This window comes from Burkholderia sp. Bp8998, assembly GCF_003854235.1.
In the GTDB taxonomy this organism is placed as follows: domain Bacteria; phylum Pseudomonadota; class Gammaproteobacteria; order Burkholderiales; family Burkholderiaceae; genus Burkholderia.
In genome coordinates this window covers 1-19,875 of sequence record NZ_QTQF01000039.1, presented here as the reverse complement: position 1 = coordinate 19,875, position 19,875 = coordinate 1, and the positions used below count along the sequence as shown (strand labels likewise).

The 19,875-nt window shown below is 65.4% G+C and carries 17 protein-coding genes and 2 pseudogenes; 6 read left to right on the top strand and 13 right to left on the bottom strand.

The genetic code is table 11. The annotated features are described in order from the left end of the window. Nucleotides 1-55: 55 nt before the first annotated feature. Nucleotides 56-610, top strand: coding sequence for a putative glycolipid-binding domain-containing protein (locus DIE06_RS29870; RefSeq protein WP_124664491.1), 555 nt, complete (start codon nt 56-58; stop codon nt 608-610). Here DIE06_RS29870 and DIE06_RS29865 read toward each other — a convergent pair. The 5 genes from DIE06_RS29865 to DIE06_RS29845 all read right to left on the bottom strand — a co-directional run bounded on the left by DIE06_RS29865 (nt 571) and on the right by DIE06_RS29845 (nt 5,863). Then, nucleotides 571-1,494, bottom strand: coding sequence for an alpha/beta fold hydrolase (locus tag DIE06_RS29865; RefSeq protein ID WP_124664490.1), 924 nt, complete (start codon nt 1,492-1,494; stop codon nt 571-573). The genes DIE06_RS29870 and DIE06_RS29865 overlap by 40 nt on opposite strands. A gap of 4 nt (nt 1,495-1,498) precedes the next feature. After that, nucleotides 1,499-2,404, bottom strand: coding sequence for a metal-dependent hydrolase (locus DIE06_RS29860; RefSeq protein ID WP_124664489.1), 906 nt, complete (start codon nt 2,402-2,404; stop codon nt 1,499-1,501). Next, nucleotides 2,401-3,339 (bottom strand): SDR family oxidoreductase, encoded by a 939-nt coding sequence (locus DIE06_RS29855; RefSeq protein ID WP_124664488.1) that lies wholly within the window; start codon nt 3,337-3,339, stop codon nt 2,401-2,403. The genes DIE06_RS29860 and DIE06_RS29855 overlap by 4 nt, the downstream gene beginning before the upstream one ends. Before the next feature lie 21 nt (nt 3,340-3,360). Then, complete coding sequence (locus DIE06_RS29850) at nt 3,361-4,944, bottom strand: NAD(P)/FAD-dependent oxidoreductase (protein ID WP_124664487.1); 1,584 nt, start codon at nt 4,942-4,944, stop codon at nt 3,361-3,363. 244 nt (nt 4,945-5,188) lie between these two features. Continuing rightward, a complete protein-coding gene (locus DIE06_RS29845) occupies nt 5,189-5,863 on the bottom strand; it encodes a lysoplasmalogenase (protein WP_124664486.1) in 675 nt (224 codons plus the stop codon). Between the two features lie 365 nt (nt 5,864-6,228). Here DIE06_RS29845 and DIE06_RS29840 point away from each other — a divergent pair. Together DIE06_RS29840 and DIE06_RS29830 are read left to right on the top strand one after the other, a co-directional pair. Further along, nucleotides 6,229-6,603 (top strand): annotated as a pseudogene (locus tag DIE06_RS29840) (arginase family protein); the annotation flags it as partial. A gap of 326 nt (nt 6,604-6,929) precedes the next feature. Beyond that, nucleotides 6,930-7,070: pseudogene (locus DIE06_RS29830) on the top strand (RNA-guided endonuclease TnpB family protein); the annotation flags it as partial. 237 nt (nt 7,071-7,307) lie between these two features. Here the strand turns inward: DIE06_RS29830 and fabF are convergent. Next, on the bottom strand, nt 7,308-8,636 hold the full coding sequence (gene fabF / locus DIE06_RS29825) for a beta-ketoacyl-ACP synthase II (RefSeq protein WP_311767648.1): 1,329 nt from the start codon (nt 8,634-8,636) through the stop codon (nt 7,308-7,310). A 99-nt stretch (nt 8,637-8,735) separates the two neighbouring features. Between fabF and DIE06_RS29820 the strand changes: the two genes are divergently transcribed. Continuing rightward, nucleotides 8,736-9,788: an AraC family transcriptional regulator gene (locus tag DIE06_RS29820; protein ID WP_260433811.1), complete on the top strand. Its 1,053-nt coding sequence runs from the start codon at nt 8,736-8,738 to the stop codon at nt 9,786-9,788. Between the two features lie 181 nt (nt 9,789-9,969). Here the strand turns inward: DIE06_RS29820 and DIE06_RS29815 are convergent, their stop codons facing one another. The 4 genes from DIE06_RS29815 to DIE06_RS29800 all read right to left on the bottom strand — a co-directional run bounded on the left by DIE06_RS29815 (nt 9,970) and on the right by DIE06_RS29800 (nt 13,517). Continuing rightward, nucleotides 9,970-10,950, bottom strand: a complete 981-nt coding sequence (locus DIE06_RS29815) for a sulfonate ABC transporter substrate-binding protein (protein ID WP_124664485.1) — start codon at nt 10,948-10,950, stop codon at nt 9,970-9,972. Between the two features lie 123 nt (nt 10,951-11,073). Then, the gene (locus DIE06_RS29810) at nt 11,074-11,931 is read right to left on the bottom strand and encodes a MerR family transcriptional regulator (RefSeq protein ID WP_124664484.1); all 858 of its coding nucleotides are present in this window, start codon (nt 11,929-11,931) and stop codon (nt 11,074-11,076) included. A 9-nt stretch (nt 11,932-11,940) separates the two neighbouring features. After that, a complete protein-coding gene (locus DIE06_RS29805) occupies nt 11,941-12,501 on the bottom strand; it encodes a GNAT family N-acetyltransferase (RefSeq protein ID WP_124664483.1) in 561 nt (186 codons plus the stop codon). A 101-nt stretch (nt 12,502-12,602) separates the two neighbouring features. Beyond that, nucleotides 12,603-13,517 carry a LysR family transcriptional regulator gene (locus DIE06_RS29800; RefSeq protein ID WP_124664482.1) on the bottom strand — a complete coding sequence of 305 codons (915 nt, stop codon included), beginning with the start codon at nt 13,515-13,517 and terminating at the stop codon, nt 12,603-12,605. Between the two features lie 125 nt (nt 13,518-13,642). Here DIE06_RS29800 and DIE06_RS29795 point away from each other — a divergent pair, with 125 nt between their 5' ends. After that, the gene (locus DIE06_RS29795) at nt 13,643-14,641 is read left to right on the top strand and encodes a quinone oxidoreductase (protein WP_124664481.1); all 999 of its coding nucleotides are present in this window, start codon (nt 13,643-13,645) and stop codon (nt 14,639-14,641) included. A 114-nt stretch (nt 14,642-14,755) separates the two neighbouring features. Here the strand turns inward: DIE06_RS29795 and DIE06_RS29790 are convergent, their stop codons facing one another. Then, complete coding sequence (locus tag DIE06_RS29790) at nt 14,756-16,270, bottom strand: MDR family MFS transporter (protein WP_124664480.1); 1,515 nt, start codon at nt 16,268-16,270, stop codon at nt 14,756-14,758. 228 nt (nt 16,271-16,498) lie between these two features. On the opposite strand from DIE06_RS29790, the gene DIE06_RS29785 reads away from it, so the two are divergent. Beyond that, nucleotides 16,499-18,058: a methyl-accepting chemotaxis protein gene (locus tag DIE06_RS29785; protein WP_124664479.1), complete on the top strand. Its 1,560-nt coding sequence runs from the start codon at nt 16,499-16,501 to the stop codon at nt 18,056-18,058. A 201-nt stretch (nt 18,059-18,259) separates the two neighbouring features. Here DIE06_RS29785 and DIE06_RS39175 read toward each other — a convergent pair whose 3' ends face one another. After that, nucleotides 18,260-18,691 carry a hypothetical protein gene (locus DIE06_RS39175; RefSeq protein WP_260433810.1) on the bottom strand — a complete coding sequence of 144 codons (432 nt, stop codon included), beginning with the start codon at nt 18,689-18,691 and terminating at the stop codon, nt 18,260-18,262. After that, the gene (locus tag DIE06_RS29775; RefSeq protein WP_185733506.1) at nt 18,658-19,551 is read right to left on the bottom strand and encodes a DUF6402 family protein; all 894 of its coding nucleotides are present in this window, start codon (nt 19,549-19,551) and stop codon (nt 18,658-18,660) included. Before DIE06_RS29775 ends, DIE06_RS39175 begins: the two co-directional genes overlap by 34 nt. Nucleotides 19,552-19,875: the final 324 nt, after the last annotated feature.

The window sequence follows — 19,875 nt, the reverse complement described above, 5'->3', positions numbered from 1 at the left end:
ATAGCCGGGATTTGTGTGACGATGCCCCCTCGTACGGCAACAAGGAGACGGGACGATGCACGAACTGCGCTGGACGTCGCTCGAAGGCGACGGAATCGAACATCTGACGTTCGACCGGAATCCCTCCGGCATCGTCGTCGAAAGCGCCGTGGTCGGTCAGCGGTACGGCCGCGCGTACGGGCTCGCGTATCGGGTCGAGTGCGATTCGCAATGGCGCGTGAAGTACGCGGTACTCAAGGTGATGGGTGGCGGCACGCTCGAACTGCACGGCGACGCGGCCGGGCACTGGCGCGACGGCTCAGGCCGCGAACTGCGCGAACTGGACGGTTGCGTCGACATCGACATCGCGGCGACGCCGTTCACGAATTCGCTGCCGATCGGCCGCCTCGGCCTCGCGCGCGGCGAGCGGCGGCCGATCGACGTCGCCTACATCTCGACGCCGGACCTGACCGTGACGCCGGTCAAGCAGGCCTATGCGTGCATCGAGCCCGGCCGGCGCTACCGCTACGAAGGCATTTTCAGGAATTTCACGGCGGAGATGGACATCGACGCCGACGGGCTCGTGATCGACTACGAAACGCTGTTCAAGCGCCTGCCGCCGTTGCGCTGAACTGCCCCTCGCGCTGCCGCGGGCGCTGCCGTGACCGCCGGTCGTTCATGCGCCGACGCAAACCGGTCGATCCGCGCCGCGATGAGATCAGGATTGCGCACCACGACCCAGTGTGCGCCGTCGATTTCCTCGCGCACGTGCTCGCCGAGCCAGCGATCGAGGCCGACCGACATCCCGGGCGTCACATAGCGGTCGCGCACCGGCACGAGGATCTGCACCGGCGCCTGCGCATACCGTTCGCGCGGCTTTCTCGCCCGCGCGAGGAAATTCGCACGGTAAAGCTGCAATCCGTTCAGCGCATTCTTCAGCTGCGCGGGATCGCGCTCGGGCCGCACGCGCTCGGTCAGCTGCAGCCAGCGCGGCCACAGTGCGGCGCCGCCGAGGCGCCAGACCAGCGACGGCACGACCGGCAAGTGGAAGAACGCGATGTACCACGACTTCAGGCTCTGCTTGAGCCGCATCTTCGCGCGGAACACGTGGTCGAGGCACGGGCCGGAGATCGACGTGTACGACGCAATGCGCCCGCGGAACGCGGGATCGGTCACGGCCTCCCAGCACTGGATCGACCCCCAGTCGTGACCGACGAGATGAAACGGCCGGTTGCCGCAGGTCGCGTCGGCGACGGCCTTCAGGTCGTCGGCGAGCCGCGCCAGTGTGTAGTCGGCGCGGCGGCGCGGCGCATCGGATGCGCCGGCGCCGCGCACGTCGTAGGCGATCACGCGATAGCGCTTCGCGAGCCGCGCGCGGACCGGCGCCCACACGGCCGCCGAATCGGGGTAGCCATGCACGAGGATCAGCGCCGGCGCGCGCCGCGGGCCGCTGACATGGACGGCGAGTTTCACGTCGCCGGAGCGGACGGTCAGCATCTCGTGTGCGCGCGCCATGATGTCATGCCTGCGCAACCGGATGCAGCGGCACGCGGCGCGGGGCGGCCTGCGCCGCGTAGCGCGCGTTGGTCGCGTCGATGTTCGCGAGCAGCGTGTCGAGCCCCTGCAGGTACTGATGGTTGTCGTGGTCCCACGGGTGGAAGCCCGGACGGAAATAGTCGAGCCACTCGCGCGCGATGCTCGGGAACACGCCGGTCCTCGGGCTGTACAGGTACTTCACGAGGCGCCACATGCCGCCGAACCCGCCGTGCTTGCGACGGTGCGACAGCATCAGCCGCACGTGGAAGTCGAACACGATCGTCCAGAACAGCACGGTCGTCGTCAGCATCGTGCCGGTGCGCAGCAGGTAGCTGCCGACGCCCGGCTTCATCACGGCGTTCCATACGTCGTACGACACCGCCTTGTGCTCGGTTTCCTCCATCGCATGCCACATCCACATCTGCTGATAGCCCTCGACCGACCCGTCGATGCGGTGCTCGTGGCCCGACAGCAGCTGGTTCGCGAGGATCGCCGTGTAGTGCTCGAGCGCGATCGTGATCGCGAGCTGCATCGAGTGCGGCAGCGTCTTCTTGAAGAAGCCGAGGATCGTCCACAGCCGCTTGTCGAGCTTGTGCGCGGGCAGGCCGGACGACTGCAACAGGTCGTTGTACTCGATGTGCTCGCGCGTGTGCATCGCTTCCTGGCCGATGAAGCCGAGCACCTGCTTCTTCAGCGCCGGATCCTCGATCCGTTCGCGGTAGTGGCGCACCGAATCCATGAAGAAGCGCTCGCCGGCCGGGAACAGCAGCGACAGCGCGTTCATGAAGTGCGTGACCGGCACGCCCTGGACGTGCCAGTTCTTCGCGTGTTCGGGCGGCAGCGCGAAACGGATGTCGCGCCGCACCGGCATCATGTTCGGGGTCGTCATGATTGTTCTCCTCCCTGATTGCCTGCGTTGTTGTAGGTGGCGTGAAGCGGCGCGGCCGCCGGCGTGCCGTAGCGGGCGGCCGCGCGGCGGGCCTTCGCGGCCTCGCGGCGCGTCGCGAGCACGACGAGCGCCTGGTACGCGGCCGGCAGGATGCGCGCCATCCAGTCGGCGGCCTTCGCGTCGCGGCCGATCAGCACGCGGCGCTTGTTCTTGCGCACACCGGCGAGGATCGTGCGCGCGGCGTCGTCGGCGGTCGTGATGAAGAATTTCTCGAAGCTGTCCTTGCCTTGCTGCTCGCTCTCGACGATGAAGCCGACCATGTTCTTCGCGACGCGGCTCGACTGTGCGATGTTGGTGCGGATGCCGCCCGGATGCACGCAGGTGGCCGACACGCCGCACTTCATCATGTCGAGTTCCTGGCGCAGCGATTCGGTGAAGCCGCGCACCGCGAACTTGGTCGCGTTGTAGCCGCTCATGCCCGGTTGCGCGAAGATCCCGAAGATGCTCGACGTGTTGATCACGTGACCGTCGCCCGCTGCCTTCAGATGAGGCAGGAACGCCTTCGTGCCATGCACGACGCCCCAGAAGTTGATGTTCACGATCCACTCGAGATCACCGTATTCCATCCCTTCGATCGTGCTCGACAGCGCGACGCCCGCGTTGTTGAAGATCAGGTTGACCTTGCCGTGTTCCTTTGCAGTGTCGTCGGCCCACGCGAACATCGCGTCGCGGTCGCCGACGTCGAGCACGCGCGTCGACACGCGCACGTTCGGCGCGATCGCGCGCACGATCCGCTCGGTTTCGGCGAGACCGACGCCGTTCTTGTCGGCGAGCGACACGTGGCAGCCGGCCTGCGCGAGCTGTACCGCGAGCGAGCGGCCCATGCCCGAGCCTGCGCCCGTGATCGCGGCGACCTTGTTGGCGAAATCTCTCATGTCGTTGGCTCCTTGTCTGACTCAGGCCACTTCGGCGGCGGTGGAAGCGGAAGCGGCGGGCGCGGCGATGGGCCGCGCACTCGTGTCGTGGTGCGGCGCGCGATACGTGTGGTAATCGGCGATCGAGAAGTGCGCGGTGGCCTGGCGGAAGCGCCAGGTGAAACCCGGCCACAGTGTCGTGTTCTTGCCGGTGCGCGGATCGAGGTACCAGCTCTTGCAGCCGCCCGTCGACCAGATCGCCTTTTTCAGCTTGCCCTGCAGGTCGCTGTTGAACTGCGCCTCGACGAGCGGGCGCACCTCGATCGCATCCGCGCGTTCTCGATGCATGGCCTGCAGCGCGCCGCGGATGTATTCGATCTGCGACTCGATCATGAACACCATCGAGTTGTGGCCGAGGCCCGTGTTCGGACCGACGATCATGAAGAAGTTCGGGTAGCCCGGCAGCGTCGTGCCGAGATACGCGTGCGCGCCGTCGCGCCAGGCGTCGACGATGTCGAGGCCGCCGCGGCCGATGATCGCGCCGCGCGGATACGGATCGGCGACCTGGAAGCCCGTGCCGTAGATCAGGCAATCGACTTCATGTCGCTTGCCGTCGGTCGTCACGACCGCGTCGGCCTCGATGTGGTCGATGCCGGTCGTGATCACGTCGACGTTCTTGCGCGACAGCGCCGGGTAGTAGTCGTTCGAGATCAGCACGCGCTTGCAGCCGAGCGTGTAGTTCGGCGTGACGGTCTTGCGCAGCTCCGGATCGGGAATCTGCTTGCGGATGTGGCGCAGCGCGAGCTTCTGCACGTTCTTCATCAGCGACGGATGGATCGCGAAGCCGAGCACGCGCGATTCGAGCATCCAGTAGATGCTGCTGCGCACGGCCTTCTGCGTGATCGGCAGCGTGCGGAACAGCCATTTCTCGAAGCCGGTCAGGTTGCGGTCGGGCTTCGGCATGATCCATGGCGGCGTGCGCTGGAACAGCGCGAGTGCCTTCACGCGCGGCGCGATCTGCGGTACGAACTGGATCGCGCTCGCGCCGGTGCCGATCACCGCGACGCGCTTGCCTTCGAGCGCGTAGTCGTGATCCCACTGCTGCGAATGGAACGCGCGGCCCTTGAAGTGCTCGATGCCGGGAATCGCCGGCAGCGCGGCGCGCGACAGCCCGCCCATCCCCGACACCAGCACGCGCGCCGACAGCCGTTTGCCGTTCGCGAACGTGAGGCGCCAGCGTTGCGCGGCTTCGTCGTATTCGGCGCGCTGCAGCGCGTGGTTCAGGCGCAGGTGCGGGCCGATGCCGAAGCGCTGCACGCAGTCCTCCAGGTACGCGCGGATCTCGGGCTGCGGCGCGAACATGCGCGTCCAGCGCGGGTTCGGCGCGAACGAGAACGAATAGACGTGCGATTGCACGTCGCAGGCACACCCGGGGTAATGATTGTCGCGCCACGTGCCGCCGACCGACGCGGCCTTCTCGAGGACGATGAAGTCGGTCACGCCGGTCTGCCGCAGGCGAATGGCCATCCCGAGACCGGCGAAGCCGGTGCCGATGATGGCGATGTCGGTGGTTTCGTCCAGGCCGTCGTGGCCGGGCGGGCCGAAAGGCAACGTGCGAGCATTCATCCGGGTGTCTCCGATTTGGCTCATTTTAGAATGTTACATTGTTCGATGTAACGATAGTGGGTGAACCCGGAAACCGCAAGAGGCTAGAAGCAGCGCTCTAAGGGCCGGAAGCCGCACGGGAAAAGGGCTGAGCGGGGTTTGGAACGGACCGGTTTCCGCATGGCGGAATGTGCGGAAACGGCCGTCGGTAGGGCGGGAGCTGCGAGAGACGAGGCCGCCGGCACACGGCGGCCTGTTTGAAACGCTATCGGGGACCGATCGAGCGGGCGGCCGTCTCATGGAAAACCCCGGCGACGATCGTGACCTGCGCGAGCGCGTAGAGGCCCCAGATCAGGTAGTCGATGCCGGGAAAAGCGCCGAGGAAGCGTCCGACGCCGATCAGCGTGTCCGAGCCCACGAAGATCAGGCTGCCGACGGCGACCAGCGGGCTGCGCGTGCGGGCCGCGAGCGCGAAGCTCGCCATCGCGCACAGCACGAGCATGTAGACGGCGACCGGTACGAGCAGCTCGCCCAGGTGCGGAAGGAACGTCGCGTAGAACGCCGGCGCGGCGATCCACAACCCGATCAGCGCGACGATGCGCCAGCCGTGCGGCCGCGCGCGCCAGCGCACGAAGATCGCGCAGTAGCACAGGTGCGTGAGCAGGAACGCACCAAGGCCGAGGACGAACGACAGCGGCCAGTCGGGCAGCGCGAGCAGCACGTCGCCGAGCACGGCCGTCGCGAGCGCCGCGCACAGCCACGCGCGTTCGCGCGGTGCCGCGCAGGTGCTGCCGGCCGCGAGCAGCAGGATACCCATCGCGGCTTTCGCGGCGGCCTGGCCGGGATAGGGCGCGGCGACGAGCGACAGTCCGTACAGCAGCGCGGCGATGACGGCGAGTGGCCAGAGCCGGCGGTAGGTGGCGGGAAGCGTGGCGATCAAGGCGGGTGTCTCCGGATTGTTGTTGTCTGCGGTGGACGGCGCGCGGTCGAGGGCGCGGCTGCGGCCATTATCCGGAAGAACGCGTGCGCGAAAACCGGCGAATCCTTCTAGGAAACGAGCGCGCCGCGTCCCGATGCCGCCGCCGGATTTTTCCGCGCGTTGCCCCGGCTGAACCGGGGCAACGGCTGCGATTCGGCTTGCTATGATCGCCGCGGTATTGCCGCTGTCGCTGTCGCTGTCGCTGTCCCGCCTGGCCGCGCGACCGGATGCGCAAGCCGGTGCGTGTCCGATGAATCCACGCCGTGCCCGACCCGCGCGCCCAGCCGAAGCGGAGCGGTCCGGCCACCACGAAAACAGGTCCGACCATGACCGAACTTCTCCACGGCGACGGCGCAATCCGTCGCACGACGCCATACGGCTCCTCGATCGAAAACACCTATGCGGGCGTGCTGTCGTTCATGCGCCGCAATTACTCGCGTGCGCTCGACGGCGTCGACGTCGCGATTTCCGGTGTGCCGCTCGATCTTGCGACGACCTACCGCTCCGGCGCGCGGCTCGGGCCGGCCGCGATTCGTGCAGCGAGCGTGCAGCTCGCGGAGCTCCATCCGTATCCGTGGGGCTTCGATCCGTTCGATGATCTCGCGGCCGTCGACTATGGCGACTGCTGGTTCGACGCGCACAACCCGCTGTCGATCAAGCCGGCGATCGTCGAGCATGCGCGCACGATCCTGCGCTCGGGCGAGTGAGCGGGGCGTGGGGCGCTTCGGTCGATCGATGTTCGTGCGCCGTTTGTACGCATTGGGTCTTATATCATTCGGAGCAGTCTGTACTTGGCATCTGGAAATGCAGCAGGGAGTCGCTACGTGGAAAAGTTTGAGATGCGGAATGATCTAGTAGAGTTGCGTGAGCTTGTTCGCCAGTTCGTGAACGAGCGTGACTGGGACAAGTTTCATCAGTTGCTCCGAGAAACCTCGCCATTTCCCCCAAGGGGACTTCCTTCGCGGCGCATGGCGGGGAGGAAAGGGGCGCCGTCGACAGACGGCATTCCAACGCTACAATGACCGGCATGATCCTTGTCTACCGCTATCGGGTGAAGTCGCTCCACGGACTCCTTAACAAGCAGAGCCGTGCGGTGAACTACGTGTGGAACTTCTGCAATGACACGCAGAAGCACGCGCTCAAGTGGAGCAAGAAGTGGCCGACGGGTCAATCGAGAAAAGTATCCTGCCGACAAAGTGCGAGGCGATTCGCGAAAATATACTGAGTATAAAAGATCAGGCAAGTGAGGTCGTATGCAAGCTATCGCAATCCACACCACGCGGACATCTACTTGAGTGACTGTGGATCGACGCCCGCGAAACCTGCAGGCCACGGTCCCCGTAGCCGATTCGGTCAATGGCGCCAGGGCCTGCGTTCGGGATCTTCGTTCGGCTCGCAGCCAGGATCAAAGTCGACGGAACACCAGGCTGGCATTGACGCCCCCAAAACCAAAGCCATTGGAGATCGCATATTCCGTCGATAGCTTGCGAGGCGATCCGCCGACGATGTCGATGCCTTCCGCGGCTGAATCAGGCTCCATCAGGTTGAGCGTAGGCGGCGCAAGCTGATCGCGCAGCGCGAGCACGGTGAAAATGGCTTCCACGCCGCCGGCTGCCCCAAGCAAATGTCCGGTCGACGACTTGGTGGCTGATACGGCGGGGCCTCGACCCGTTCCGAATATCGCCTTGATGGCCGCGAGCTCGCTGATGTCGCCTACGGGCGTGGACGTCGCGTGTGCGTTCAGATGCCCGATCATTCCGGGTTCAAGATTCGCCTGCCGGATTGCCAGCTCCATCGCACGTCGCCCGCCGGCGCCGTCATCGGGCGGAGACGTCATGTGATATGCGTCGGCGCTCGTGCCATAACCGAGCACTTCCGCGATCGGCTTGGCGCCTCGCTGCAATGCGTGCTCCAGGTCCTCGATGACGAGCATGCCGGCGCCTTCTCCCATGACAAAACCGTCTCGTTCGGTATCGAACGGGCGGGACGCCTGCGCGGGATGATCATTGAAGCCGGTGGACATGGTTCTTGCCGCGGCGAACGACCCCAGGCTGACTCGATCGATGCAGGCCTCGGCCCCACCACACACGGCAATACTGGCTTCGCCGGCCCGAATCAGGCGCGCTGCGTCGCCGATGGCCTGTGCGCTGGCAGCGCAGGCAGTCACCGGTGCGCCCAGAGGGCCACGAAAGCCATGACGGATGGAGATATGGCCCGCTGCCATATTGGCAAGGAAACTGGGAACGGTAAAAGGAGAAAGCCGCCTTGGTCCGCGGTTATCCGTGATCCTGACGGCGTCCACGATCGCGCCGAACCCGCCCACGCCAGACGCCACGATGGTTGCCGTTCTTTCGCGTGCGTTTTCGGATTCAGGTTGCCACCCGGCTTGAGTCAGCGCCTCTTGCGCCGCGGCGAGCGCAAACAGGCTGAACCGGTCCATCTTCTTCTGATCCTTGGGCTCTACCGCGAGGGCAGGATCAAATCCCCATGGACACTCTGACGTCAACATGGGCACCACGCCGCCGACCTTCGATGCAATCCCTTCAGTGACGTCGTCGGGCAAACCGGCGAGGCCCGAATGCCCGTTCAGGAGACGGTTCCATACCGATTCAACGCCACATCCCAACGGCGAAACGATACCCATCCCGGTCACGACGATACGTCTCGTATTCAAGCCATGCTCCTCTTTTTGACTGACGAAGAAATGCCGCCAGCGATTGGCGCAATGCGCCATCTGGCAATGCTCGCAAACTTCAAGAATCGCGGAAATTGCCCGCCAGTATAGGCATCGGGCGGATGAAGAACTGGCGCATCGTGCCAATCGATATGCAAAATGCGCCATAATGACCGGATCATGAACCTGTCCCGGCAAAGTTCTCTCACCGTTTCGGCTCACTTCCTGCACGGGATGCTGCGCACCGTTCGCACCCGTTGCGGAGAAGACGTGGCAGCACAGCTACTCGCAAGCGCCGCCATCCCGCAGTCGCTTCTGAATCAGCCAGATGCGCGAATCACACGCCAGCAATACGTCGTGTTGTACAAGACGGTCGCGGCGACGCTCGACGACGAAATGCTGGGACTATGGTCCAGGCCGATCCGGGGCGGCACATTGAAGTATCTGATGCTCAGCCTGCTGGACGCGCCTACCGTCCTGGTCGCGTTCAATCGGTTTGTTCGTTTCTGGAATTTGCTGCTGGATGACTACCGGTTGCAGATTTCGACGAAGAACGATCTGGTGCGACTGGCTCTGGTGGAAAGGGCGCCGGATACGCAGGTCACTCCGCTTGGGCACGAGTTGATGATGAAGCTGGCGCACGGCATCGCATCATGGCTGCTTGGCAGAGAGATCATCCTGCATCGGGCCGAGTTCAGTTTCGCCAGGCCCAGGCACGTCGAAGACTATGCATTCCTGTTCCCCGGCGCGGTGCACTTCGATGCCGGGATGACGAGCATTTACTTCTCGTACCAGGATTGTGCCGAGCTGTTCAAACGCGAGAAACACGAACTATGGGCGTTCCTGAAAGGCGCGCCCGGGGACTGGACATTCAGCGCATTTCATCATGGCTCCATTGTGGCCAAAACGCGCGAGTATCTTGAGCGGAACATGGCGCAGCCGCTGACGATCCAGGGCCTTGCGCAGGCACTGCATACCTCTGTCCGCACGCTCAATCGCAGATTTGCGGAAGAAGGAACCCATTTCCAGCAGGTGAAAGACGGACTGCGACGGGATATCGCTGTCGATCGGCTGACCAACTCGAACACGAGCGTGGCAGTGCTGGCGTTTGATCTCGGTTTCTCCGACGCCACCGGTTTTTGCCGTGCGTTCAAGCACTGGACCGGCAGTAGTCCTTCCGACTATCGCAAGGACACCCGCCACGGCGAGTGACAGGAAAGAGTCCAGCCTGACCACACTTTCAACGACTTTGAAGGCGAGTGTCGACCGGGTGAATCCGCGGCCGAACCCTGACAGTTCATCCCGCCCTTCCCGAAGGACCGACACGAACAAAAAAGCCGCCGGGCAGGGTGCCCGTCGGCCTGTTTCGACTACATCGCGCTGCGTCCGCGCGTTACTTCGCCGCGAGCGCACCCGCCACGCTTTTATCGACCCAAGCATTCTCCGCGACACTCAGTTTCTGCGGAATCAGCTTAGCCCCATAAAACGCATCGGCCACGCGCTGCTGCACGGCGATGATCTTCTCGTCGACCGGCACCGCGCCGAACGGCACACGCTTGATCCACGTTTCCACGAGCGGCAGCGGCAGGCCGACCTTCGGCGCGATCAGCGCGGCCGTCTCGGCCGGATGTTCGTTGACCCACAGGCCGGTCTCGCGCAATTGCTTCAGGATCGTGCCGACCACGTCGGCATGTTGCTCCGCGAACCCCCGCGTTGCCTCGTAGAAGTTGTTCGCGGGCGTGAGGCCCGTGTAGTCGGACAGCGTGCGGATCTTCAGCGAATTCTGGGCGGCTGCGTAGTACGGATCCCAGACGGCCCACGCGTCGACGTTGCCGCTCTCGAACGCGGCGCGCGCGTCCGCGGGCGGCAGGTACACCGGGCGAATCTCGTCGTAGCGCACACTTGCCTTCTTCAGCGCTTCGAGCAACAGGTAGTTCGCGCTCGAACCCTTCTGCAGTACGACCTTCTTGCCGCGCAGGTCGGAGAGCGAGCGGATCGGCGAATCGGCCTTCACGAACACGGCTTCGTTGTGCGGCGACGGCGGTTCCGCGGCGACATACACGAAGCGCACGCCGGCCGCCTGCGCGAACACCGGCGGCGGCGCGCCCGTGTAGCCGAAGTCGATGCTGTTCGCGTTCAGCGCCTCGAGCAGCTGCGGGCCGGCGGGGAATTCGAACCACTGGACGTCGTAGCCGAGCGGCTTGAGGCGCGTCTCGAGCGCGCCCTGCGTCTTGACGACCGACAGCAGGCCGGCCTTCTGGTAGCCGATGCGCACGACCTTGTCGGCGCTGCCTTGCGCGAATGCGGATGTGGCGGCGACGGCGACGAGCGCCGTCGCGGTGGTACGGGTGATCCAGCGGGTGAAACGAATCATCGAACGGACTCCATGCGAAACGTCTTCGGGGAGCAGCGCGTGCCGCTCGGTTGGAAGAATCGTCGCACGGGCGATCGGACCCGCAAACGAAGCATTGCCGATATGAATATGACGGCGGCGGTCCTATGCTTTGCCGTCGTCGCCTTGCGTGCCGGACGCATCGGACGCATCGGGCGCACCGGCCTGCCGCGCCGCTTCGTCGCTGAGCTTCCTGTCGAGAATCGTCGCGACACGGCCGCCGAGATACGCACTGGCCGCGTTCTCGAGCGCGCGGTTCGTCTCGCCTTCGACGAACACGGCCGCGAGCGGACGCAGGCGCCAGATCGCATCGACGAGTGCGGGCACGTCGGTCACCGGCGGCAGCGTGCCTTCGTCATAGCGGTCGAGCCGCTTCACGACGAGGTCGACGAGCAGCCGCGCGATCGCGTCGAAGTGCGGCCGCGCGAGGCTGATCACGTCGAGCAGTTCGCGCGGCGGGATGCCTTCCTTCGTCATCGCGGCCGCCGCTTCGAGCAGCGCGGGGCTTTTCGCGACGAACGACAGGCCTCGCCGTTCGAGCAACCCGAGCTCGGTCACGCGCGACAGTTGCGATGCCGTCTGCGGGCCGAACATCTGCGCGAGCGTCGCGAGCGAATAGGTTTTCGGCAGTTCGTGCGACCAGCGGCCGCCGATCGCGTTCTCCAGGCCGAGGATCGAGCGCAGGTCGTGACCCTCGTCGATCGCCATGATCAGGTCCTGGATGTTCGACAGCGTGTAGCCGCGGGCGAGCAGGTGGTTGATCAGCTTCAGGCGTGCGACGTGCGTGTCGTCGTAGATGCCGACGCGCCCGCGCTTCTCGGGCGGCGCGAGCAGTCCGCGATCCTGGTATGCACGGACGTTGCGCACGGTCGTGTCGGACACGCGCGCGAGTTCGTCGACCGTGTACTCGTTGCGGGAATCCGCCGCGGCCTCGTCTGGCATGGTTCGAGTCTGTTTTGACATGCGGCCATTCTAGCGCGACGCGACGGGCTCGGGCGAGGCGGGGAGCGTGCGTGCGCCGTCGCCGAGCGCGCGCTGCATCAGCGCGGTATCGATCCAGCGGCCGTGCTTGAAACCGACCGCCTGCAGCACGCCCGCCGGCGCGAAACCGAATGCGCGGTGCAGCGACGTCGAGCCGCCGGTGCCGCCGTCGGCGATCACCGCGATCATCTGCCGCCACGGGCCGGTCTCGCAACGCGCGATCAGCGCCGCGAGCAGCGCGCGGCCGATGCCGCGGCCGCGCTGCGCGTCGTCGATGTAGATCGAATCCTCGATCGTGTGGCGGTACGCGCTGCGCGTGCGATACGGCGTCGCATACGCGTAGCCGGCGATGCGGCCGTCGCATTCCGCGACGAGATAGGGCAGCCCGTGACGCAGCACCGCGTCGCGGCGCGCGCGCAGTTCGTCGACGTCGGGCGGCGTCTCCTCGAACGACGCGACGCTGTGGCGCACGTGGTGTGCGTAGATCGCGTGAATGGCGTCGAGATCGGCATCGGTCGCGTCGCGGACGACGCAGGCGGGAGCGGCGGGCATGGTGGCGGAGCGGGTGGATGAAACCGCCACTATGCCGGCTGTCGGGCGGGGCGGTAAAGGCATTGGCCGCGTCGCGCGTCGGCAGAGGCCGGCCCGCAGGTCTACAGATGGCCGTCCGCGTCGTGAATCGCGTCGGCGATCGCATCCGCGACGCGCTGCACGCGCGGCGAGCGGCGCACGTCCGGGTGGACGACGAGCCAGATCTCGCGCTCGACATCGCAACGGGGCACGGACGTCAGTTCGACGAGCGCGGCGGTGGCCGGCAGCGAAGGGTCGACCGAGGCCGGCGCGCTCGCGCCGGCGTCCATCGCCGGTGCGTCGACGAGAAAGCGCGGCAGCAACGCGATCCCCGCGCCGGCCACGCACGCACGATGCAGCGCGGCCAGGTCGTTGGCGATGAACGCGAATCGGCGCCCGGCCGCGAAGCGTTCGAGCCATTGCTGCTGCGGCATTTGCGCGAGCGCGTCGTCATAGCCGAGGAATGCCCAGGTGTCGGGCGGCGTGGCGGCCCAGTCGGGTGACGCGCACAGCGCGAAGCGCATCGTGCCGAGCCGGCGCGCGGCCAGCCCCGGTTCGCTCGGCCGCGACAGGCGCACCGCGAGGTCGGCTTCGCGTGCGTAAAGGTTGGCCGCGTGCATCTCGCCCATCAGGTCGATCCGCAGTGCAGGCCACGCGCGCTGCGCGCGGGCGAGCCGCGGCGCGAGGAAGTGGCTCGCGAACACCGGCGACGCCGACACGCGCACGACACCGTCGAGCGCCGCCACCCCCTGCGCGGCGCGGGCGAACGCATGCACGTCGGCTTCGACGCGGGCCGCATGTTCGGCGAGGTGCAGGCCTTCGTCGGTCGGCGGCCAGCCGCGCGGCAGCCGGTCGAACAGCCGGATGCCGAGCGCCGACTCCAGCGCGTCGATGCGCCGGGCGACGGTCGAGTGCTGGACCTGCAGCGCCCGCGCGGCGGCCGACAGGCTGCCGCCGCGCATCACCGCGAGGAAATAGCGGAGGTCGTCCCAGCTCATCGGCAGCGCGGACGCGGGCGTCAGATCGGTCGAATTTTGCACAATAGATGGGCGAATAACGGGGATTCCGATCGATTATGCACGATGAGATGATCGTGTCACATCATTCGATTGCGAGGAACGTCATGCCCCAAATTGCTAGCGCCACCCGGATCGGGATCGACCGTTATGGCGATGCCGGCGTGCTGCGCCGTGTCGATGTGCCCGTCGTGCCGCCCGGGGCCGGCGAGGTGCGGATTCGCCAGACCGCCGTCGGCGTGAATTTCGTCGACATCTATTTCAGGACCGGCGCGCATCCGTTGCCGGCACTGCCGGACGCGCTCGGCGTCGAGGCGGCCGGGGTGGTCGATGCGGTCGGCCCCGGCGTGACGGCGCTCGTCCCGGGCCAGCGCGTCGCGTATGCGGGACTGCCGACCGGCAGCTACGCGAGCCTGCGCACGCTGCCCGCCGAGCGCGTGGTGCCCGTGCCCGACGGCGTGAGCGACGACGCGGCCGCGGCCGGGCTGCTGAAAGGGATCACCGTCTACATGCTGCTGCACCGCGTGCGGCAGGTTGGCGCCGGCGATACCGTGCTCGTGCATGCGGCGGCCGGCGGTGTCGGCTTGCTGGCGACGCAGTGGGCGCGTGCGCTCGGCGCGCGGGTGATCGGCACGGTCGGCTCGGCCGCGAAGGCGGCATTGGTGCGCGCGCAGGGGGCGGAAGCGGTGGTCGATTATCGCGAGGCGGATTTCGTCGCGGCGGCACGCGCGTTCGGCGGCGGTGCGGGCGTCGACTATGCGATCGACGGGATCGGCGGCGACGTGCTGACGCGCACGCTCGGCGCGGTCCGGCCGTTCGGGATGGTCGCGAGCATCGGGCAGGTTGCCGCGATCGGCGCGCGGCAGACGATCGATCTCGACGAACTGGGGCCGGCTCGCTCGATCGCGCTGGCGCGGCCGAGCGTGCTGGGTTTCATCGCGCGTGACGTGGCGGGGTATCGGGAAGCGGCGCGCGTGACGCTCGAACGGCTCGCGGACGGGATGCACGTGGAGATCGGCGCGCGGCTGTCGCTGGGGCAGGCGGCCGACGCGCATCGGTTGCTGGAGTCGCGGCAGACGACGGGCGGGGTGGTGCTGGTGCCGTGACGGCGGACCGGGCGGCGATCGCAAGCCGTGAGGACGGTCGCGTCGCGGCGTCGATCCGCGGGCAGGCGGCGGAGCCACGCTGCCGCTGCCCGCCCGCGGATCAGTGACCAGTGATCAGTGATGCTTGCGCAGCGGCACACTTTCGACGAACCACGCGAGCACGAATGCGATCGCGATCACGCCCGCCGCCGACAGATACACGACATGCAGCGACCCGGCGAACGCATGCAGGTACGCATCGCGCACCGCATCCGGCAACTGGTGCACGGCCGCCGGACCGAGCGTGGGTGGGAGCTCCGTGCCGGCCGGCAGCGCCTGCGTGATCCGCGACTGCAGCCCGTGCGAGAACAGTGCGCCGAACGCGGCGACGCCGAGCGAGCCACCGATCGAGCGGAACAGCGTCGCGCCCGACGTCGCGACACCCATGTGCCGGAATTCGACCGTGTTCTGCACCGCGAGCGTCAGCACCGGCATCACCATGCCGAGCCCGATCCCGAGCAGCGCCATGTACGCGTACATCGTGTGCAGCGGCGTGTCGAGCGACAGCGTCGACAGCAGCGCCATCGCGATGCCGCCGATCAGCGTCCCCGCGATCGGAAACGGCCGATACGTGCCGAGCCGCGAGATCAGCCGGCCGCTCGCGACCGACATCGCGAGCATCCCGCCCATCATCGGCAGCAGCTGCATTCCGGCCTGCGACGGCGTCGAGCCCTTCACGACCTGCAGATAGAGCGGAATGAACGTGACCGAACCGAACAGCGCGATGCCGACGACGAAGCCGATCAGGCTCATCAGCACGAAGGTGCGCTGGCGGAACAGTTCGAGCGGCATGATCGGTTCGGCCGCGAGCCGTTCCTCGTAGATGAAGCCGCCGATTGCGACCACGCCGAGCACGAGCGTCATCCACAGCTGCGGCGACGACCACGGCAGCAGCGAACCGCCTTCGCTCGTGAACAGGATCACGCAGGTGAGGGCCGTCGCGAGGAACGCGGCGCCCAGGTAGTCGATCCGGTGCTTCACGTGCGCCGTGTGCGGCCGGAACGCGATGCCGATCACCGCGAGCGCGAGCAAGCCGAGCGGCAGGTTGATCGTGAAGATCCACCGCCACGACAGGTGTTCGACCAGGAAGCCGCCGAGCAGCGGCCCGACGATCGTCGCGAGGCCATACACGCCGCCGAACATCCCCTGATAGCGCGCGCGGCGGTTGGGCGGCACCAGGTCGCCGATCGCGGCCATCGTGACGACCATCAGCCCGCCGCCGCCGAGCCCCTGCAGCGCGCGCAGCACGATCAGCTGCGTCATGTCCTGTGCGACGCCGCAGAGCGCCGAACCGGCGAGAAACAGCACGATCGCGGCCTGCAGCACGATCTTGCGGCCGTACAGGTCGCCGAGCTTGCCGTATAGCGGCAGCACGACCGTCGACGACAGCAGGTACGCGGTGACGACCCACGACAGCTGGTCGAGGCCGCCGAGCTCGCCGACGATGGTCGGCAGCGCGGTCGACACGATCGTCTGGTCGAGCGCGGACAGCAGCATGACGAGCAGCAGCGCGGCGACGATCAGCCCGGTCGGCGCGTCGCGGCGGGCCGCTTCGGCGGCCGGTGGAGCAAGGAGGGTATCGGTTCTCATCGAGATATCTGCCATGGCAGGTAATTGACCGAAATATAGAGGCAACTGATTGCCTGGTCAATTTCTGCCGAGCCTCGATTTGTTGCATCGGTAACGGAAGATTGCCGGCCGGGAAATTGACCACGATCAGCAAGAAAGCGGGCCGGACTCAAGTTTTTTGCAGGCAAACCGTAATCCAGAGTGCCGCGGACCGATTGCCGCGGCACTCCTTATCGCTCACGTCCCGTCATGAACCTGAACGCCCTGTTTTCCCGTTTCTCGATCCGTACGCGGATTTTTTCCACGCTCGGTCTCGTCGCCGTGCTGCTCGTCGTGTCGGGCCTGATCGGCCTCACCGGCATGCAGAGCTCGAACCGTGCGCTCGACGCGGCCTATACGCGCGAGCTGGCCGCGAAGACAGCGCTGTCCGCCGCGAGCCTGAACCTGACGATCGTGCGGACCACGCTCGACCGCGCGCTGCTGCATCCGGAGGCGCCGGAAGTGCCCGATCTCGTCAAGAAGGCCGAGAACTATCTCGCGAAGGCCGATGCCGCGTGGCGCACCTACGCGACGATGCCGCACGACGGCGACGAGGGCCCGCTCGCGACGCGGCTCGACGCCGCGCGCCAGGCGCTGATCGGACAGGCGTTGAAGCCGTTGATCGACGCGATCGGCGCGGGACGTCGCGACGACGCCGACCGGCTGCTGATGACGGTCGCGCCGCCGCTGTCGGTGGCGCTCACGCAGGCGACCGATGCGCTCGATGCGTACCAGGCCGCGCGCGGCAAGGACGTCTACGACACCGCGCAGGCCTATTACGGCTGGATGCGAGTGGGCGCGATCGCCGGCATTGCGCTCGGGCTCGCCGCGTGTCTCGGCTGCGCGATCGGCCTGCATTTCGCGATCACGCAACCGGTGAACCGGCTGCTGTCGCATTTCCGCCGCCTGTCGGACGGCGACCTGACGTCGGAAGTGCGCTGGTCGTCGCGCGACGAGATGGCCGAGCTGGTCAAGGGTGTGACGGGCATGCAGCGCAGCCTCGCCGATACGGTGCGCCAGGTCAGCCAGGGCTCCGAAGCGATCTCGACCGCGACGCACCAGATCGCGGCCGGCAACACCGACCTGTCGCAGCGCACCGAGGAGCAGGCGTCCGCGCTGCAGGAGACGGCCGCGAGCATGGAACAGCTGACGGCAACCGTGAAGCAGAACGCCGATCACGCGGTCGAGGCGCAGGCATGCGCGGACAACGCGAGCGAGATCGCGACGCGCGGCGCGACGGTCGTCGGTGAGGTGATCGGCACGATGAACGAGATCGACCAGAGTTCGCAGAAGGTGGCCGACATCATCGGCACGATCGAGGGCATCGCATTCCAGACCAACATCCTCGCGCTGAATGCGGCGGTCGAGGCTGCGCGCGCGGGCGAGCAGGGCCGCGGCTTCGCGGTGGTCGCGGGCGAGGTGCGCACGCTCGCGCAGCGCTCGGCGTCGGCCGCGAAGGAGATCCGCACGCTGATCGGCGAATCGGTCGAGCGCGTCGCGACGGGTTCGCGGCTGGTCGGCGTGGCCGGCGCGACGATGCAGGACATCCAGCAGGCGATCGGCCGCGTGACGGGCATCATGACCGAGATCGCGGCGGCGTCGAACGAGCAGCGCGACGGGATCGAGCAGGTGACCCGCGCGGTGTCGCAGATGGACCAGGTGTCGCAGCAGAACGCGGCGCTGGTCGAGCAGGCGGCGGCCGCGGCTGCGTCGCTCGAGGAGCAGGCCGACGGGCTGCGGCGCGCGGTGGGGGCGTTTCGGGTGGCTTGATCGTTGGCGGGGTGGGCGGGGCGACGGGGCGGCAGCCGGGTTGTTCAGGCGAGTCGCCTGCGATGCTCTTTACGGTGGGCTTGGTCCACGCTGTCGCGATGATTCGGTCGAAAAGACTGGCATCGTTCGTGGGGCTTTCCGAGCTGGTCAATGTATATACATCCACGTGACCGTCCCGGATTACGTATCACTTCGATACGCTCAAAACAAAGGCAACCTGGCGCGAAGCCAATCCCACTTGCTTGGTGGAATTGTCAGGTATTTGTCGTAGTTTGACTCATCGGCCAAGTCGATGTAGCGAACCACGTTGCCCTCATAATTCAAGGGCTGATGAAAACTTTCTCCGTGATACCAGTTCACGGAGAAATATCGTCTGGCCAGGAGTTCGCCATTTCCACTGAAAACCCGCAGTTCTATTTTGTCATTCGTCCCATCCTGATCATTTCCACCGGTGCCGCACATTGTGAACCGGTACGAAACTCCATTCATGTTTTTTATGCCGCCGTCTAGTGTTTCGGGGCGGTCATAAAAATCGCAACGCCCGTAGATGGGTCGATTAAGGTGAATTATCAAACCGATGCCGATATAGGCAATAATGGCTAGGCCAACGTATCTGATGGTTCTAATCTGCATATCTCACCAAGATCAAGATCGATCGGCTTCTTCAATTTTAGATAGATGGGCTTCGAATATATCATGAAGTCCTTGCCGCGATGATGCCTCTCTCGCCAGCGGTCGTAGTCAGCGTTGTAGATTGGAAAGTAGACGTCGGATTTTCTGAAATTTCTGAACAAGCCTTTTCGTGTGTCTACGGGTTTGTTGATGCTTTTTGCCCAAATATCGATACCGGAATCCCGCTTCGGTGAGCTGGAACTGGTTAGCAGCGAGCCGGGTGCAATGATGACTCCGTGCCTGTTCCAATGTCCCAAATACTGCTTTCCGTTGAATGAGTAATTGTCCTTCACGTAAGCGTAGATGTGCGTGATTTTTCCGACTGCATTGATGCAGTACAAGTTTCCTGATTTCTCGTACTTGAAGTATTTTTCGCTCGTAATTTCAACATTTTCTATGGCGATGTAGATGTTGAAGTTGGCCAGTGCACCCGTCAGATCCGTCGGGGCGAAATTTTTCAGGGTGTCCCAGTTTCTTATCGGCAGAATCTGAAATTGCCAATCGTTATGAAACTTGAGCAAGTTATCGGTTGATTGTGAGGTGTTGAAATTGGATGTCGAATTTCTTTCGAGAAAGATATTTTTGACGAAGGGTTTGATGATATCTATCTCTGTTTTTACAGATCGCCTGCTATAAACGCCGTTCGCAAGGAGATGTTCGAATTTCCTCCGGATGTTGCCAAATTTCAACGTCCAGTCGAGTGTGATGCTGTCGTCATTGAATGGCTGAGGCGACGTTGGGTCGTCATTGTAGGTATGTGCTGCACCCGCAAACCAGATTCGCGCGAGTCTGGCGGAAACCTTCCAGCCAGGATTGTCCATCGCAATTGGTACGTCCCGGAGGTCGAACGGCGGCGGGTTTTCGCAAACTTCCGACTCTGGTTGCCTTGGCGATTCTTTCGCTATTGCCGGACCGGTTTACGGCAGCGGTCGAGGAGCCGCACTTTGCGGCCGAGTCTTCGGCGCGCGCGAAATCGGTTCGGGCGGAGCGGGTGGCGGCTTTGCCCCCGGAGCGGGCCGGTCGAATGACACGCCTTTTTGAGTATCAAGGGGGATGCATCCTTGAACTCTTAGACTCTAGTTTCAAGTGCAACACCTTTGATGAGGTAGGGTGTTGCAATGACGAAATACCAGCATCTGAGCGCC